This is a genomic window from Hydrogenimonas cancrithermarum (genome assembly GCF_030296055.1).
Lineage (GTDB): Bacteria > Campylobacterota > Campylobacteria > Campylobacterales > Hydrogenimonadaceae > Hydrogenimonas > Hydrogenimonas cancrithermarum.
Genome location: NZ_AP027370.1, coordinates 65,053 through 81,195, shown reverse-complemented (window position 1 = coordinate 81,195; position 16,143 = coordinate 65,053). Strand labels below are relative to the sequence as shown.

14 protein-coding genes are annotated in these 16,143 nt (G+C 56.1%); 2 read left to right on the top strand and 12 right to left on the bottom strand.

The window, feature by feature from the left end; translation table 11 throughout:
• Positions 1-18 precede the first annotated feature (18 nt).
• The 10 genes from QUD54_RS00360 to acsA form a co-directional block, all read right to left on the bottom strand.
• Complete coding sequence (locus QUD54_RS00360; protein WP_286336974.1) at positions 19-1,416, bottom strand: MBL fold metallo-hydrolase RNA specificity domain-containing protein; 1,398 nt, start codon at positions 1,414-1,416, stop codon at positions 19-21.
• Positions 1,417-1,488: 72 nt separating this feature from the next.
• Positions 1,489-2,817, bottom strand: a complete 1,329-nt coding sequence (locus QUD54_RS00355) for a dihydrolipoyl dehydrogenase family protein (protein ID WP_286336973.1) — start codon at positions 2,815-2,817, stop codon at positions 1,489-1,491.
• Between the two features lie 12 nt (positions 2,818-2,829).
• Positions 2,830-4,425: an oleate hydratase gene (locus QUD54_RS00350; RefSeq protein WP_286336972.1), complete on the bottom strand. Its 1,596-nt coding sequence runs from the start codon at positions 4,423-4,425 to the stop codon at positions 2,830-2,832.
• Between the two features lie 43 nt (positions 4,426-4,468).
• Positions 4,469-5,233: a 2-oxo acid dehydrogenase subunit E2 gene (locus QUD54_RS00345; protein WP_286336971.1), complete on the bottom strand. Its 765-nt coding sequence runs from the start codon at positions 5,231-5,233 to the stop codon at positions 4,469-4,471.
• 4 nt (positions 5,234-5,237) lie between these two features.
• Entirely contained in the window at positions 5,238-5,579 is a 342-nt protein-coding gene (locus QUD54_RS00340; protein ID WP_286336970.1) for a carboxymuconolactone decarboxylase family protein, read from the bottom strand.
• A 16-nt stretch (positions 5,580-5,595) separates the two neighbouring features.
• Positions 5,596-5,841 carry an acyl carrier protein gene (locus QUD54_RS00335; RefSeq protein ID WP_286336969.1) on the bottom strand — a complete coding sequence of 82 codons (246 nt, stop codon included), beginning with the start codon at positions 5,839-5,841 and terminating at the stop codon, positions 5,596-5,598.
• Positions 5,838-7,085: a dihydrolipoamide acetyltransferase family protein gene (locus QUD54_RS00330; protein ID WP_286336968.1), complete on the bottom strand. Its 1,248-nt coding sequence runs from the start codon at positions 7,083-7,085 to the stop codon at positions 5,838-5,840. The genes QUD54_RS00335 and QUD54_RS00330 overlap by 4 nt, the downstream gene beginning before the upstream one ends.
• Positions 7,086-8,069, bottom strand: coding sequence for an alpha-ketoacid dehydrogenase subunit beta (locus tag QUD54_RS00325; protein WP_286336967.1), 984 nt, complete (start codon positions 8,067-8,069; stop codon positions 7,086-7,088). It lies immediately after the preceding gene.
• The gene (gene pdhA / locus QUD54_RS00320; protein WP_286336966.1) at positions 8,066-9,040 is read right to left on the bottom strand and encodes a pyruvate dehydrogenase (acetyl-transferring) E1 component subunit alpha; all 975 of its coding nucleotides are present in this window, start codon (positions 9,038-9,040) and stop codon (positions 8,066-8,068) included. Before pdhA ends, QUD54_RS00325 begins: the two co-directional genes overlap by 4 nt.
• Positions 9,041-9,219: 179 nt before the next feature.
• Positions 9,220-10,971, bottom strand: coding sequence for an acetate--CoA ligase (gene acsA / locus QUD54_RS00315; RefSeq protein WP_286336965.1), 1,752 nt, complete (start codon positions 10,969-10,971; stop codon positions 9,220-9,222).
• A gap of 115 nt (positions 10,972-11,086) precedes the next feature.
• On the opposite strand from acsA, the gene QUD54_RS00310 reads away from it, so the two are divergent.
• Together QUD54_RS00310 and lipA are read left to right on the top strand one after the other, a co-directional pair.
• Positions 11,087-11,878: a lipoate--protein ligase family protein gene (locus QUD54_RS00310; RefSeq protein WP_286336964.1), complete on the top strand. Its 792-nt coding sequence runs from the start codon at positions 11,087-11,089 to the stop codon at positions 11,876-11,878.
• Positions 11,850-12,722, top strand: coding sequence for a lipoyl synthase (gene lipA / locus QUD54_RS00305; protein WP_286336963.1), 873 nt, complete (start codon positions 11,850-11,852; stop codon positions 12,720-12,722). Before QUD54_RS00310 ends, lipA begins: the two co-directional genes overlap by 29 nt.
• Here lipA and glgB read toward each other — a convergent pair.
• Positions 12,719-14,647, bottom strand: a complete 1,929-nt coding sequence (glgB, locus tag QUD54_RS00300) for a 1,4-alpha-glucan branching protein GlgB (protein ID WP_286336962.1) — start codon at positions 14,645-14,647, stop codon at positions 12,719-12,721. The two genes, lipA and glgB, sit on opposite strands and share 4 nt — an antisense overlap.
• Positions 14,644-16,131 (bottom strand): glycogen synthase GlgA, encoded by a 1,488-nt coding sequence (gene glgA, locus QUD54_RS00295; protein WP_286336961.1) that lies wholly within the window; start codon positions 16,129-16,131, stop codon positions 14,644-14,646. The genes glgB and glgA overlap by 4 nt, the downstream gene beginning before the upstream one ends.
• Between the last annotated feature and the right edge of the window lie 12 nt (positions 16,132-16,143).

The following is a 16,143-nucleotide window of genomic DNA, read 5'->3' as shown; positions in this document are numbered from 1 at the left end:
TATGTGACATTTTCTCTCCTACACGTATATTTTTTCTTCGGGTTCGACGATATGCGCCTTTTTGGCGAGTTTTTCGGCGATCGCACTTTTAAAAATCTTCTGTTTATCGTATTCGCCGTGGATCAGGAAAATCTTGTCTAGCCGTTCGAATCTCCGCATCCAATCGATCAGCTCGCTCTGGTCGGCATGAGCCGAAAATCCGTTGATTGTATGTATACTCGCACGTACCACTACCTCTTCATGGTAAATACGAAGATGTCTTTCACCATTCACGATGCGCCGTCCCAGGGTTCCTTCGGCTTGATATCCAACAAAAAGAAGAGCGTTCTTTTCGTTCCAGAGACGGTGTTTGAAATGGTGGAGAATCCGTCCGCCTGTACACATACCACTTCCGGCGATGATGATGCATCCGCTCTCGATCTCGTTGATCTTCTTGGACTCTTCTGGTTTGGAAGTATATTCGACCCAGGGAAACTCGAAAATCGTGCCGTCGCGTTTGAGATAGTCGTTGCACTCCCGGCTCAACTCCTCATGATATTCGTCATAGAGTCTTGTAGCGCGAATGGCCATCGGAGAATCGAGAAAGATACGGCACTGCGGAAGCTTTTTCTCATCATACATCCGTTTCAATAGACAGAGAATCTCCTGGGTCCTTTCGATGGCGAAAGAGGGAATGAGCACATTCCCCTGATTCAACAGTGTATCGACGACGATTTTTTTAAACTCTTCAACACTCTCTGCGATCCCTTTGTGGTTACGATCACCGTAGGTCGACTCGATAAAAAGGGTATCGGCTTTTTCGACATATTCGGGATTTCGCATCACCATATCGTTATGGTTGCCTAGATCGCCACTGAAAACGACTTTTTTCTCCATACCGTTCTCATAGATATCCAGTTCGATCGTGGCCGAATCGAGAATGTGCCCCGCATTTCGGAAAGTAGCCACGATACCTTTTGCGATCTCCATCGGTTTATCGTACTCCACGAACACCATTGGCAGATCATACACCAACTGAACGTCATCGGGTGTATAGAGCGGTTGTCGTACACTCGCTTCCGCACCCCGTCGCTGAGCTTTGCGATAACGAGTTTCATACTCTTCGAGCATCAGATGGGCGCTATCGAGCATCACAACTTCCGCGAGTTCCATCGTCGATTTAAGTGTCACGATGCGCCCCTGGAACCCCTCTTTCACCAATTTCGGAATCCGTCCTACATGGTCAAGGTGCGCGTGGGTAACTAGTAGAATGTCCACCTTTTTTGGATCGAATCCGAAGGGTTCGAAGTTTCTCTCCTCAACAGTGCCTTGAAACATACCGCAATCCACGAGAATCGTCGGTCCCTTCTCCATACGGAGCAAATGACAAGAGCCCGTTACCACTTCGGCCGCTCCGAACGATTGCAAAATCGCCATTTCAAATCCTTATATCAAATCATTTTTCCATGTTGTAGACAAAATACGAGACGAACCTCCATCCATTTCATATCATAGCCGATCGAATGCCCTTTCGAGAGATTCGGAAAAAGTCGGATGGGCGAGAATGGTGCGCCTGGCCAGCTTTACGTCCATCTCCCCAGCCAGAGCCATCGAAACGACGGCAATGATCTCTTCGGCACCCGGGCAGAAAACCTCTCCGCCCATGATGAACCTATCTTCGTCGGCGTAGACCACCATGACGCCCAGGTCTCCGTCGTGGGTGTGAGGAAACGGTAGCCCCGACAACGGTACGACACTCTCTTTGTACTCCACGCCCCGTTTTTCCAGTTCGCTTCGGGTTTCCCCCACGACCGCGTAGGAGCATGGGAGGGTATGGATGAACTTCACGACATGATTCAGATTCAGAGGCTCCGGTTTTTCGCCCAGAATCTGCCTGACGACATAGAGCACTTCCGCCCTCGCCGCATGGGCGAGCTGAAGTTTGCCGTTGCAATCTCCGACGGCATAATGGTCTTTGCAGGTCGTTTCGAAATGTTCGTCGGTAACGATGCCGCGTTTGTCCACAGCGACGGCATCGTTACGAACCGCTTCCACGTTGGGGCGGCGTCCCGTGGCGACCAGGAGTTTGGGTACATGGTGTTCCGATCCGTCGGAAAAACGGATGTGCACGCCCTTTTTCGCCTTTTTGGCCGTTTCGATGGAGTGGTCGGGCAGCAGCGTCACGCCGAGTGCCTCCATCTGTTTCATGGCGTTTTCCGAAATCTTCGGGTGCGCTTTTCGCAGCAGCGTGTCGTGGCGCCAGATTAGCTCCGTCTCCACACCGACGGAAGCGAAAAAGCTCGCCATTTCCAACCCGATGGCACCATCTCCGTAGATGGCGATCCTTTCCGGAAACTCCCGCATATTGAGAACTTCGTCGCTGGTGATGACCGAATGGCTGTCGTAAACGATCCCCTCCGGAATGAAAGGGCGCGAACCGGTTCCGATGATCACATACCTTCCCGTGACGGTTTTACCGTCTGCTTCTATGGTGTGCGGCGCCGTCAGGACGCCCTCCCCCTCGACGATCTCCACATTTTCGCACTGCTTCATGATCGCTTTCGTCGCCCGCGCCAGAAGCGCTTCCTTCTCTTCGTCCAGTTTCGCCATATCGAGCGAAAGCGACCCACTGAAATGCGCTTTTTTCGACGCCCGCACCGTATCGGCGGCCGCCAGGTACATTTTGGAAGGGATACAGCCGTTGTGCAGACATGTCCCACCAAGATGCGCCGGGTTTTTCTCCACCAGTGCACACTTCAGCCTCGCCTTCGAGGCCACGACGGCACCCGCATAGTTGAGGCCGCCGCCCAAAAAAACGATATCGTAATCGTACTCCATCTCGATTCTCTCCTATTCCGCGATCGCCGCCGCCGCTTTCATCATCGCGATGGGATTGTGGGCACCCACGTAGACCGGCAGAGGCTCCTTGCCACAGTCGAAGAGACCAAAGACCGCCATTTGGGCCGTACGCACCGAATACTCCACGGTAAAGACGCAATCATCTTTCACCTCCGTGAACTGCCCGAGAAAAGCGAAATTCTCCGTCCCTTCCGGCAACACCGCGGGGCGGTCGCCGAAGGCTCTCGGCATGAAGAGGCTGTCGATGAAAGGCATCGCCACCGGAATGCAGTTGACCAGTCTCTCCGACTGCATGATCGGCTCCATCATCTCCTCGATCTTCAGATGGTACCAGAGCTCCCGCAGAATCTCTTCGCCGGTACATTCACTCATCGGTTTTTTGACCTTGTTGCCGACGCGGTCCACATAGAGCCCGTAGCCCCAGAAGACCTTGACGTCGTTTGGCTGGTCCGGGAAATGGGGCTGCCTGGCGATAACGATGGACATGAGCCAGTTGGAATCGGTCAGCGTGATCAGTCCGCCGGTACCGTTGAGATTGCCCGTGAAATCCTCCATATAGTCATGGAACGTGCGGTCACGCAGGGTCACGGTATAGGAGTACCATTTGGAGCGGTCGATATCGCCGCAGAAAACATCCGGGTTTCCGAAATCGGGATCTTTGGCCGCGATCTTCTTCCACAGACTCCACGAACCAGAATCCTCCACCCCTTTGAGTCTGGCTGGGGTTTTCAGATCCCCTTCGTCGGGGGCGTCAACGATGGAACCGTTGATGAGGAAACAGTAATCCTTCTCTCCCACTTCCAGTGTGCGGCTCTCCCCGTTCGTGACCAGATGCAGATGTGTCGCCCGTTTTTTCCCATCGCCCAGATCAAAATCGATATCGACGACCCTCGTTTTTAATTCGAACCGTACACCTTTGTCGCCGAGCCACTGCTGCAGGGGAACCACCACGGAGTGGTACTGGTTGTACTTGGTCCGCAGAATCCCCTGCAACCGCTTCATTCCGGGCATGAGATGCATGAATCGCAGCATATAGCGACGCGCTTCCATCAAGGAGCTCCATTTCTGGAAAGCGAACATGCTGGTGAAGATCAGCCAGTAGTTCGTCTGAAAAAACTCCCCACTGAACCAATCCTCGATCCGCAGCCGCTGCAATTCGCTCTCGGGGGTGAAGAGAAGTTTCGTCATGTCGAACTGATCCTGAAGACTGAGCCTGTAGCTTCTCAGATCGACCCGTTTTCCCTCTTTCAGAAGTCTCGCATGATTGTCGGAGACATACCGCTCGTTGAACTCTATCGTCTCTTCGTAGACGGTTACGTCGGGATCGTCGTAGGAGGGAATGTGAGAAAGCAGGTCCCAGTAGCAGTGGTAGTGCTTTTCGTGCATCCGCCCACCGCGTATCAGATAGCCATGTTCGGGATCCCCCGATCCGTCCAGCGCGCCTCCAGCGATGTCCCACTGTTCGTAGATCGTGATACGCTGCGGGTCCACTCCTGCATCTTCGATGAGATAGAAAGCGGCCGCCAGATTCGCGATTCCGCTTCCTATCAGATAAACACGCGTCGTTTCGTCAGCTTTGGCTTTCATCTAAAATCCTTTCTGTTTCGTCTTGCGGACGAAAGCGGTATGATCATTTGAACAACGTCGGATCTTCCGCCAGTTTTTTGAGCGTCTGCATGAATTCCGCTGCCTGCCAGCCGTTGATGAAGCGGTGGTCGATCGTCAGTGTGACACTGATTCGTCCCTGCGTTTCGCCGCCGATGGCGGCGATGCCCGTATCGTTTTTGTTGATCAACGCATCAAACCGATCGATTCCCGTCATCCCCAGGTTCGATATACCGAAGGTCGAACCCACCAGGTGGGAGGCCAGCACCCTCCCCCTGCGTACCCGCTCTTTGTAATTCGCCAGCTCGTCGGCGATCTGCTGGACGCTCTTGGTATCGACATCCCTGAAGACCGGCATATAGAGGGCTTCGCCGTGGGCCATCGCCAATGCGATGGAAGCGTTGGGCCACACCTGGAACGTGTCGGCGCCAAGAGTCGTTCGGGTCTCGGGATGTTTCATCATCGCTTCGGCGACGAGTTTGAGGATCCAGACGGTGACCGTCAGCTCCTTCGTCTCGTAGGCCCGGATCAACGTGGCGTCAATACCGTCGTAGATGTGAAAGACCGGTTTCTTCGCCGCTTCGACGACATGTTCGATGATCGCCCGCCGAATGGGAGTCAAAGGTTTCGGAAGGGGCACACCGTGGCTTTGAATATAGTCGCGGACATCCGCCTCCCCCACCCTCTTGATCGTTGCGAACAGATCCGGTGAGAGTTGGTAGCGGATAAGCAAATCCCACGCTTCGGGTGTGAACTTCTCGCTCTGCGGATAAGCTGCTGCGTCGCTCATCGCACTATTTCGCCGTGAATTCGTCGAGCGCTTTTTCCACAGGTATCATATACATCAGCGCGGGTCCGCCGTGCATCAGCACCGCCTGCATCGCCGCGTCGATGATCTCCTCCCTCTTCGCTCCCGCATCCAGCGCGCCTTTGACATGGAGCGAGATGCACCACTCGCACTGCGCCGCCACCGCCAGCCCCACGTTGACCAGCTCTTTGGCCTTCGTATCGAGCGCTCCCGGCTTTTCGACGGCGAACATGAACTTGTGAAACGCTTCCATCTGTTCGGGCGCCTCTTTCTGAAGCCGCTCCACCAGCGCCTTGATCTCTTGCAGTTTATCCGTATAGGTTCCCATCTTCTCCTCCTTAATATTATTTCATATGATTCGAGAAATAGTCGACCATATGTTCGAGGGTATCGACCTTTCCGTAATCCTCTTCCGGCACTTCCACACCCAGTTTCTCCGCCAGCGCCGTCAGCAGGTTCAGAAAATCGTAGGAATCGATCTCCAGAGATTCCTGAAGATTCTCTTTTTCAGGAATCTCCTCGCCTTCGTGTTCAGGTGCGATTTCATAAATCGCCTCGACGATCGTTTTTTTGATCTCCTCTTTCGTCATAGCAGTTCCTCCGGATTTTGCAATATTTTGTCGAGTTTGGCGAGAAACAGAGCGCCGGTTCTTCCGTCGGTGGCCCGATGGTCGCCGGCGATCGAAGCTTCCACCACCTTCCTGACGGCGATGGCGTCACCCACCGCCCAGGGCCTCTCCATGATGCGTCCAAACCCGATCAGTGCCACCTGCGGCGGGTAGATGACGCCGAAAACCTTTTCGACGCCCAGATCGCCGAGATTGGTGATCGTGACAGTTTGTTCCGTCATCTGGGAACTCGTCAGCTTACCGCCGCGGGTTCGGGTGATCAAGTCGCTCAGCGCCTGCATCGTCTCGTCCAGGTTCATTTTGTGGGCGTCGATCATCGCCGGCGTGATGAGCCCTCCCTCCCGCCTTGCGATGGCGATACCCGGATGGATCGCTTCGCTGGGCACCGGCCCCTCTTTCCAGAATCCGTTGAGCTCCGGGACCTCTTTCAGCGCTTCGACCACGGCGCGGATCATCAGGGCGGCAGGGAGGATGCGATCTTTGATCGACCGCTTCGCGTTGAGATCCCTGAGCCACGAAAGCGCAGAGGTCATGTCGATCGGCGTCGAAAGATAGTAGTGAGGAATTTCGGCATTGGAGCGGCTCATCGCCGCGGCGATCGCCATCCGCATCGCGTCGGGTTTCGCCGCACCCGGTTTAAAGAGTTGTCTGGCCACCTCTTCCACGTCGCGGGCGCTGATCTTGCCCCGCACACGCTTCGCGAGCTCCTTCAGATCGATCCCGAGCTCTCTGGCCCGTTTTCTTGCCAGCGGCGTCGCACGGATGCGGCCGACCTCCTGCACCGCTTCGTCCTTCGTTTCGGCGATCGCCCCGAAAATCTCCTCCGCGGCGCTTTTGGGCGCGGATGCCGTCTGCTCCTCTTTTTCCGAAGAGGGAAACACCGTTTCGGCCGCCCCCTCCTCTTTCGGAGCCTCCCCGCCCGCCGCGGCTTCGACCTCCGCCAACTCCTTTCGGATCGTTTCGTCGTCGTCCTTTTCGGTCCGCACGACCGCCAGCGGCGTGCCGACGGGATACTCCGTCCCCTCTTTTCCCACGATCTTTTCGACCGTGCCGTCCTCGTAGATTTCGGCTTCTATGATCCCCTTGCTCGTTTCGATGTCGGCGATGACGTCGCCTTTTTTGAGGCGGTCGCCCTCTTTGACTTTCCACTCGGCGAGAATCCCCGACTCCATGTCCGCGCCCAGACTCGGCATCTTGTAGATCATCTACGCCTCCTTCATCAAAGTTCGGACCGCGGCGGCCACCTTCTCGGCGCTGGGGATCGCCGCCTCCTCCAAGTGCCTCGGATAAGGGATCGGCACCTCTTCGGTGCAGACCCGCGCCATCGGGGCGTCGAGCTCGTAGAAGGCCTTTTCGTTGATTCGTGCCATGATTTCGGCCGAAATACTGCCGCTGCGCCATCCTTCGTCGACGATCAGCACCCGGTGGGTCTTCGCCACCGAGGCGACGATCGTCTCGTCGTCCAGCGGCCTGAGCGAGCGCAGATCGACCACCTCCGCTTCGATCCCCTCTTTGGCCAGCTCCTCGGCGGCGTCGAGGGCTTTGAAGAGGTTGATGCCGTAGGCGAAGATGCTCAGATTGTTCCCCTCGCGCATCACTTTCGCCTTCCCGATCGGCAGCGGCTTCGCCGCGGAGTCAAAGGGCCCCTTTCGGTTGTAGAGCAGCGCGTTTTCGAAGATCAGCACCGGATCGGGATCGTCGAGGGCCAGACCCACCATGTCGTGGGCATCCTGCACCGTCGCGGGGGTCAGCACCTTGATGCCGGGGATGTGGGCGTACCACCCCTCGAAGGAGTGGGAGTGCTGGGCCGCCAGCTGCTTGCCCGCGCCCGTGGCCATGCGGATCACCAGGGGCACGTTGAACTGGCCGCCCGACATATGCAGCAGGTGGGCGGCGTTGTTCACGATCTGATCGAGCGCCAGAAGGCTGAAATTGCAGGTCATGATCTCGACGATCGGACGCATCCCGTTCATCGCCGCCCCGATTCCCATGCCGGTGAATCCCGATTCGCACAGGGGGGTGTCGACGATCCTCTCGGAGCCGTACTTTTCCAGCAGCCCCATGCTCACGGCGTAGCTTCCGCCGTAGCGCCCCACATCTTCGCCGGCCAGAAAGACCCGCTCGTCCTTCTCCATCGCGGTATCGATCGCGATGCGCACCGCTTCGCGGTAGGTGATCTCCTTTTTCATGACGGCACCTCCTCGCTATAGACATACTTCGTCAGCTCATCCACCGGCTCCCATCCGCTCTTCTCGGCGAAATCGACGGCGTCGGCGATGATCTTCTCCACCTCTTTTTCGATCGCGTCGGCACCGATCTTCTCCCATATCTCCAGCTCCTCGCTCCGTTTCCTGAACACCAGCAGCGGGTCTTTCTTCTTCCACTCCTCCACCTCCTCCTTGCTCCGGTAGAGCTCGGCGTCGAACATCGAGTGGGCACGGAAACGGTAGGTCTGGCACTCCAGAAAGACGGGCCCCTTGCCGGATCGGACATGGGAGAGGGCTTTGCGGGCCGCCTCGTGAACCTTCAGCACATCCATCCCGTCGACTCTGTGCGATTCGATCCGGTAGCTTTCGGCCTTCTTGGCGATGTCGGGCTCCGATTCCGCCAGCTCCAGCCGCGTTCCCATCCCGTAAAGGTTGTTTTCGCAGACGAAAAGCACAGGCAGATTCCACAGCGCCGCGAGGTTGAGGGATTCGTGAAACTCCCCCTCGGCCACGGCGCCGTCGCCGAAGAAGCAGACCGTCACCCGCTCGCGGCCCAGCCGCTTGTCCGCCAGGGCGATCCCCACCGCCAGAGGCAGTCCGCCGCCGACGATGGCGTAACCGCCGTAGAAGTTCTTCTCCTTGTCGAAAAGGTGCATCGACCCGCCCCGCCCCCGGGAGCAGCCGTCGATTTTGCCGTAGAGTTCGGCCATCACCTTTTGCGGTTCGATCCCCTTGACGAGGGCGTGGCCGTGTTCGCGGTAGGTGGCGACGACGCCGTCTTCGGGCTTCAGTGTAGCCATGATCCCCGTAGCGACCGCCTCCTCGCCGATATATAGATGCAAAAATCCGCGGATCTTCTCTTCGGTGTAGAGCTCCGCCGCCTTCTCCTCGAAACGCCGGATCAGCAGCATGTCGCGGTAGAGCTTTTTCGCCTCTTTTATCGTCAGACTCATCTTCGATCCTTTCTACTAATGTCATGCAAATCATGAGCGAAGCTCATATTTTGGCGGGGACTGCCTGCGGTGGTGTTTCACACATCACCTACGGTTCCGAGCCTGCCCCCTGAAGTTTCGAAAACATTCGTTTTCGAGATGACGTTCAGCCAAAACGAAGTTTTTGCGTAACGTCGGCTTTACTTTTCCAGCGTCGACGTGTCACCCAGGGGGAGCCCCAGCTCCATCGCCTTGAGCAGACGCCGCATGATCTTTCCGCTGCGCGTTTTGGGAAGGTTCTCCATGAATTCGATCTCCTTGGGCGCAACGGCGACCCCCAGCTTCTTGCGCCCGAAGGCGAGTAGCTCACGTTTCAGCTCTTCGCTGGGCTCGTACCCCTTTTTCAAAGAGACGAAAGCTTTCACCAGCTGTCCGATCACCGGATCGGGTTTCCCGATGACCCCCACCTCCGCGACGGCCGGATGCTCCATCAGGGCGCTTTCGACTTCGAAGGGGCCCACCATGTGGCCCGAGGTTTTGATGATGTCGTCGGCCCGGCCCACGAACCAGAAGTAGCCATCTTCATCCCGGTAGGCCAGATCGCCCGAGATGTACCAGCCACCCACGAACGATTTTCTGTACTTCTCTTCGTTGTGCAGGTAGCCTCTGAACATCGAAGGCCATCCGGGCCTAAGCGCCAGATCCCCCTCTTTGCCCGGTTCGGTGACGACGGTGGCGGTGCCATCGTCGTTTCGCCGCACGATCGCCGCCTCGATCCCCGGCAGCGGCCGCCCCATCGAGCCGGGTCGGATCGTCTGGGAAATGTAGTTGGCGATCATGATGCCGCCCGTCTCCGTCTGCCACCAGTTGTCGTGGATCGGCAGTTTGAGTTTTTCCATCCCCCAGCGAACCGCTTCGGGATTGAGAGGTTCACCGACACTCTGGATGAGGCGCAGATTCGACAGATCGTACGCTTTCAGCGGTTCGACATCCAGGCGCATCAGCCGTCGGATCGCCGTGGGGGCGGTGTACCAGACGTTGACCTTCTCGTCTTGGAGGATTTTGAACCACCGCTCGGCATTGAACTCCGCCTCGTCGACGATATTGGTGATGCCGTGCAGCCACGGGGCGATGATGCCGTAGGAGGTACCGGTGACCCATCCCGGGTCGGCTGTGCACCAGAAGATATCGTCGGGGTGGAAGTCGAGCACGTAGTAGCCGGTCACCCAGTGGGTGTAGATCGCCTTGTGGACGTGGATGACCCCTTTGGGTTTTCCCGTCGTGCCGCTGGTGAAGTGCAGCAGCGCCATATCCTCCTCGTCGGTGGGGCCGATTTTAAAATCCTCGGACGCCTCTTCCATCAGCCGGGGCAGCGAAAGGACCCTCTCGTCTCTGTGGGTCTCGGCATCGATCAACAGGACATATTTCAAAGCGGGTAGTCTGTCGGCGATCTGGGCCACCTTCTTGTCGTAGAGCCGCTCGGTCGTCATCAGTCCCTTCGCATCACCCCCCTCCATCCGCTGGAAGATCGGCTCGGGACCGAACTGCGCGAAGAGTGGGCACATGACGCTGCGGTTTTTCAAAATCCCCATCACCGCGATGTAGAGCTCGGGCACCCTCGGGGAGAGGATGAAAACCCGCTCGCCCTTTTCGAAATCGAGCTTTTTGAGGACGTTGGCGAAGCGGTTGGTCTTTTTTTTCAGGTCGGCGTAAGTGTAGGTTTTTCTCTCGCCGCTCTTGCCGTGCCAGATCAGCGCCGTTTTCTCTTTCAGCGGGCCGTCGGCGTGGCGATCGATCGCCTCGTGGGCGATGTTGAGCCCGCCGGAGGGAAGTCCATCGAACTTTTTTCCTACCTCGTCCCACGAGAAAGTTCTGCAGGTCTCTTCATAGTCCACCAGATTGGGCCGCACGGGCAACTTTTCGATATCTTTCTCTATCCAATTCTCTTCCATCGTCTCTCCTCCTTCTCATCGATTTCACCGACGAGGCAACTTTCATTCACTCTTTCGTAGTATAATACAAAACGGTTAACGAAAGTTAAAATTCGGATTAAAAGGATTTTTAAAGTTGCAAAAATGGAGAGTGATCGTGGAAGAGGAGTCTTTCGGCGGATGGAACATGGCGGTCGATGAAGCGTTGCTGCGCAGTTACCGACATGGCGACGCACCCATTTTCCGACTCTATCGCTGGAATCCCGCTCTCACCTTCGGGCGCTACTCCAAACCTGCCGAAGCTCTCGATCTCGACTCCATGAAAAAGTACGGCGTCGAGGGGGTCCGGCGCATCACGGGAGGCGGCATACTGGTCCACGGGGGCGACATCTCCTACAGCATCGTTCTCCCCGCGGCCTTCGCGAAGCGACACGGTGTCAAAGAGAGCTATCGCCTCCTCTGCCAGTTTCTGATCCGTTTTTACGAAAAACTGGGGCTGCCCGCCGGTTTCGCCGCCCAGGAAGGGCTACCGGAGCGCCGGTCTCCGATCTGCCTCGCCGGAAGGGAGGCGTACGACATCGTCGTCGGGGAGAGAAAGATCGGGGGCAATGCCCAGCGCCACACCCGCACCGCCATGCTCCAGCACGGCTCCATCCCTCTTCGGTACGACAAAGAGCGTTTCGAAACTCTCTTCGCGGAGGCTTCCGGTTTCGGAGAGAGTCTATCGCTCGAAACTCTCGGGGTCGTGAGGTGCGACGAAGATCTGACGCCTCTCCTGATCGAAGCTTTCGGCAAAGCGATGGATGCCGACCTCTTCGAAGATACGATGCAAAGAGAGGAAGAGGATCTCGCCGACCGTCTCTTCGAAACAAAATACAAAACCGCAGAATGGAACATCGATGGAAAAGAACCTTCAGAAAAAGCCTGAATGGCTCCAAAAAAAGATCACTCCCAGTATGATGAGAGAGGTCGAAACCATGATCGCCGGCAGCGGCCTTCACACGATCTGCCAGGAGGCGCTCTGTCCCAATATCGCGGAGTGCTTTTCGAAAAGAGTGGCGACCTTTCTGATCCTGGGCCACCTCTGCACCCGTGGCTGCACCTTCTGCAACGTAACGAAAAAGAGGCCTCTTCCACCCGATCCCGACGAACCGCAACGGGTGGCCGAAACCGTAGGACAGATGGGACTAAGGCATGTCGTCGTCACCAGTCCCACCCGTGACGACCTGCCCGACGGAGGCGCCGGCCATTTCGGCCAAACGGTAAAAGCCATCAAAACCCTCGACCCAACGATCGTCGTCGAAATTCTCGTTCCCGACTTCCATGAAGACGAAAAGGCGATCGAAACGGCCGCCCGCAGCGGCGCGGAGATCGTCGGGCACAACATCGAAACGATCCCCCGCCTCTACCATATTCGCAAAGGGGCCGACTATGAACGGTCACTGCGTGTTTTAAAAAATCTCTCCTCGGCAAATCCCGATATCGCCACCAAAAGCGGGATCATGCTGGGACTGGGGGAGAGAAAAGAGGAGGTTCTGGAAACGATGGAGGATATTCTGAAGACGGGATGTAGACTGCTGAGTATCGGCCAGTATCTGGCACCGAGCCGCCGCCACACACCCGTCGTGGAATTTGTGGAACCCGCCCTCTTCGACTTCTACCGCCAGGCAGGCATGGCCATGGGCTACCGCTACATCAAGAGTTCGCCCTACACCCGCAGCAGCTATATGGCGCACGAATATCTGCAGACCTCCCAAACCTTTTCATATTAAATCAGTTTGAAATAAGAGACCCCAAGCGCCGGAAGGCGCAGACTCAGTGAATGCTCTCTTCCATGGGCTTCGATCGGATCCGTATGTATCGGTTCGGGATTGGTGATATCCCATCCCTCGTAGGTTTTGTACTGCGAGTTGAAGATCTCCTTCCAAAGACCGGAAAAGGGCACACCGACACGGTAGTTCTCGTAGACCGTATCTGCAAAGTTGCAAACGACCAGAATCGTCTCTTCATCGATATCGCTTTTTCGGATGAAGCTGAGGACATTGTGCTGGTAGTCGTTGGCGTCGATCCACTCGAATCCGGCATGTTTCTCGTCGTAGAGATGAAGCGCCCGCTCGCTCCTATAGAGGCCATTGAGGTCGCTGACGAGCTTCTGAAGCCCTCGATGGCACGGTTTTTCCAGAAGATGCCAGTCGAGGCTCTCCTTGTAGTTCCATTCACGCCATTGGCCGAACTCCCCACCCATAAAGAGCAGTTTTTTACCCGGATGTGCCGTCATGTAGGCGAAGAGTGCGCGAAGGTTGGCGAATTTCTGATTTTCGTCGCCTGGCATCTTGTTGATGAGCGAGCCTTTCATATGGACCACCTCGTCGTGGCTGAGCGGCAGCACGAAGTTTTCGTCGAAGGCATACCACATGCTGAAGGTGATCTGGTGATGATGGTGCTGTCGGTGAATCGGGTCGAGCTTGAAATATTTGAGCGTATCGTGCATCCATCCCATGTTCCATTTGAAACCGAACCCCAGGCCTCCAAGATAGACAGGGCGTGTCACCATCGGATATGCCGTTGACTCCTCCGCGATCATCACGATATCCTGGTACGCCCCATAGACCGTCTCGTTGAGCTGTTTCAAAAAGTCGATCGCATCGAGATTTTCGTTACCGCCATACTTGTTTGGAAGCCACTCACCATCTTTCCGGGCATAGTTGAGGTAGAGCATCGACGCGACCGCATCGACGCGAATGCCATCGATGTGGTACTTTTCGAGCCAATACATTGCACTCGAGATCAAAAAGGCGCGCACCTCGTTTCTTCCGTAGTTGAAGATGGCGCTGCTCCATTCCGGGTGATACCCAAGGCGCGGGTCTTCATGCTCGTAGAGGCAGGTACCGTCGAAATTGATGAGCCCATGGCCGTCGGTCACGAAGTGCGACGGTACCCAGTCCATAATGACCCCGATCTCGTGTGCATGCATGATATCGACAAACTGCATGAACTCCTGCGGTGTGCCGTAGCGGGCGGTTGGGGCGAAGTAGCCCGTCACCTGGTAACCCCACGATCCTTCAAACGGATATTCCGTAATCGGCATTATCTCGACGTGGGTGTAATTCATCTGTATCAGATACGTCGCCAGCTCGTTGGCCGCCTCGACATAGGTGAGTGGACGGTTTTCCTCTTCCACCTTTCTGCGCCACGACCCAAGATGCAATTCATAGATACTGATCGGTTTGTCGTGGGCGTTGTGATCCTTTCGTAGATCCATCCATACCTCGTCGTTCCACCGGTAATCGTCGATCTTCCAGATCCGTGAGGCGGAATGGGGCGGCTTTTCGGCATATTTGGCATAAGGATCGGCCTTTTCGAAGGTGCGGCCGTCCATTTTGGAGACGATATGGTATTTGTAGGTCTGTCCGATTTCGGCACCCTCCACAAACCCTTCCCAGATGCCCGAACCGTCCTCTCTCAGTTTCAACGGATGGGCCGCCGCATCGTAGCCGTTGAAATCGGCGACAACACTAACCATCGCGGCATTGGGAGCCCAGACGGCGAAGTAGACACCTCCTCTACCTTTGCGCTCCATAAGATGGGAACCCATCTTGTCGTAGAGTTTGACATGGGTGCCCTCTTTGAAAAGATAGATATCCATGTCGCTGAAACGTGTGACGTCGTAATGGATCGGATTCATGGTTTCTCTCACTTGTAGTTACTTACCCGCTTGGCATAGAGCGAGTGATAATAGAGGTCCTCGTAGGCCTCGGCAGACTTTTCCCAGTCGAACCGTGCCTCCATCGCCTGTTTCTGCATCAGACGGAAAGCTTCCGGTTCATAGCGGCAGATATCTGTCGCCCATTTGACGGTATGATACAGAGCATCCGTCGTGGCATCGTAAAATTTGAAGCCGTTGCCCTTTTTGGTTCCAGGGTCGTAGTTGTGGATCGTATCGTCGAGGCCTCCGGTGGCACGAACGATCGGAAGCGTACCGTAACGCAGCGAGTAGATCTGGTTCAATCCACACGGTTCGAAAAGCGACGGCATCAGAAAAAGATCGCTTCCCGCCTCGATGATATGCGCCAGTTCGTTGGAATACCCGACATGGCAGGCAAACTTTTCCGGGTAGCGGCGGGCGATCTCGCTGAAAAATCCCTCGGCCCACTTCTCCCCGGTGCCGAGCATCACGATCTGAATGTTCAGGTGCATCAAACCCTCGATCGCCCCGGCGATGAGGCCTATGCCCTTCTGTTCGGCGAAACGTCCAACGAAGCCGATAAGAGGCACGTCATCCCAGACCGGTAGGCCGAAGCGCTCCTGAAGATCCCTTTTGCAGAGCGCCTTGCCCGACATATCGTCGATATCGTAACGCTTCTTGATGAATGGGTCGATCGCGGGGCTCCACTCGTCGTAATCGATTCCGTTGAGGATGCCGTAGAGTTTGTCACTGTGGGCGCGGATGTGCCCGTCGAGCCCAAAACCGAATTCGGGGGTCTGGATCTCATGGGCATATTTTCGGCTCACCGTCGTCACCGCATCGGCATGGGCGATTCCGCCTTTGAGCATGTTGACACCGTCCATCGCTTCAAACTCATAGGGATTGAAGTGCTCCCAACCCACCTCCATCACATCCATAATCCCTTTGAAGAAGTGGCCCTGATGCTGGAGATTGTGGATCGTCAGTACAGATGCGGCATCTTCGAATTGCTCGTCGAAAGCGTAGCGTGTACGAAGAAGCGCGGGCTGCGCGGCCGTATGCCAGTCGTGCGCATGGATGATGTCGGGTCTGAACGCCAGTTTTTTGGCAAGCTGAAAGGCCGCTTTGCTCAAAAAGATAAAACGGAGATCGTTGTCGGGATAGCTGAATCCGTTCTCGTCGGCATAAAGTCCCGACCGGCCATAAAATTTCTCGTAGTCGATAAAGTAGACAGGTACATCGCTTCCCGGCAGGGTATCTTTGTAGACACCGGCCCAGAGTTCGCCCATCGGTCCCATCGGCACACCGAGCGGCCCCACGATATGTTCGAGTTTCGATTTATCGATGCTGTAGTAACGTGGCATTACGACGATGACGTTATGCCCGAGCTTCGCCAACACTTTGGGAAGCGCACCTGCGACATCGGCCAAGCCGCCCGTCTTGGCGAACGGCACCACTTCCGAAGCGGTAAAGAGAATGTTCAGAGGTCGGTTCATATCAAATCCTTC

Coding starts and splice junctions, on each gene's coding strand:
- QUD54_RS00360 (WP_286336974.1), bottom strand. CDS start 1,416: ATGGCGATTTTGCAATCGTTCGGAGCGGCCGAAGTGGTAACGGGCTCT.
- QUD54_RS00355 (WP_286336973.1), bottom strand. CDS start 2,817: ATGGAGTACGATTACGATATCGTTTTTTTGGGCGGCGGCCTCAACTAT.
- QUD54_RS00350 (WP_286336972.1), bottom strand. CDS start 4,425: ATGAAAGCCAAAGCTGACGAAACGACGCGTGTTTATCTGATAGGAAGC.
- QUD54_RS00345 (WP_286336971.1), bottom strand. CDS start 5,233: ATGAGCGACGCAGCAGCTTATCCGCAGAGCGAGAAGTTCACACCCGAA.
- QUD54_RS00340 (WP_286336970.1), bottom strand. CDS start 5,579: ATGGGAACCTATACGGATAAACTGCAAGAGATCAAGGCGCTGGTGGAG.
- QUD54_RS00335 (WP_286336969.1), bottom strand. CDS start 5,841: ATGACGAAAGAGGAGATCAAAAAAACGATCGTCGAGGCGATTTATGAA.
- QUD54_RS00330 (WP_286336968.1), bottom strand. CDS start 7,085: ATGATCTACAAGATGCCGAGTCTGGGCGCGGACATGGAGTCGGGGATT.
- QUD54_RS00325 (WP_286336967.1), bottom strand. CDS start 8,069: ATGAAAAAGGAGATCACCTACCGCGAAGCGGTGCGCATCGCGATCGAT.
- pdhA (WP_286336966.1), bottom strand. CDS start 9,040: ATGAGTCTGACGATAAAAGAGGCGAAAAAGCTCTACCGCGACATGCTG.
- acsA (WP_286336965.1), bottom strand. CDS start 10,971: ATGGAAGAGAATTGGATAGAGAAAGATATCGAAAAGTTGCCCGTGCGG.
- lipA (WP_286336963.1), top strand. CDS start 11,850: ATGGAAAAGAACCTTCAGAAAAAGCCTGAATGGCTCCAAAAAAAGATC.
- glgA (WP_286336961.1), bottom strand. CDS start 16,131: ATGAACCGACCTCTGAACATTCTCTTTACCGCTTCGGAAGTGGTGCCG.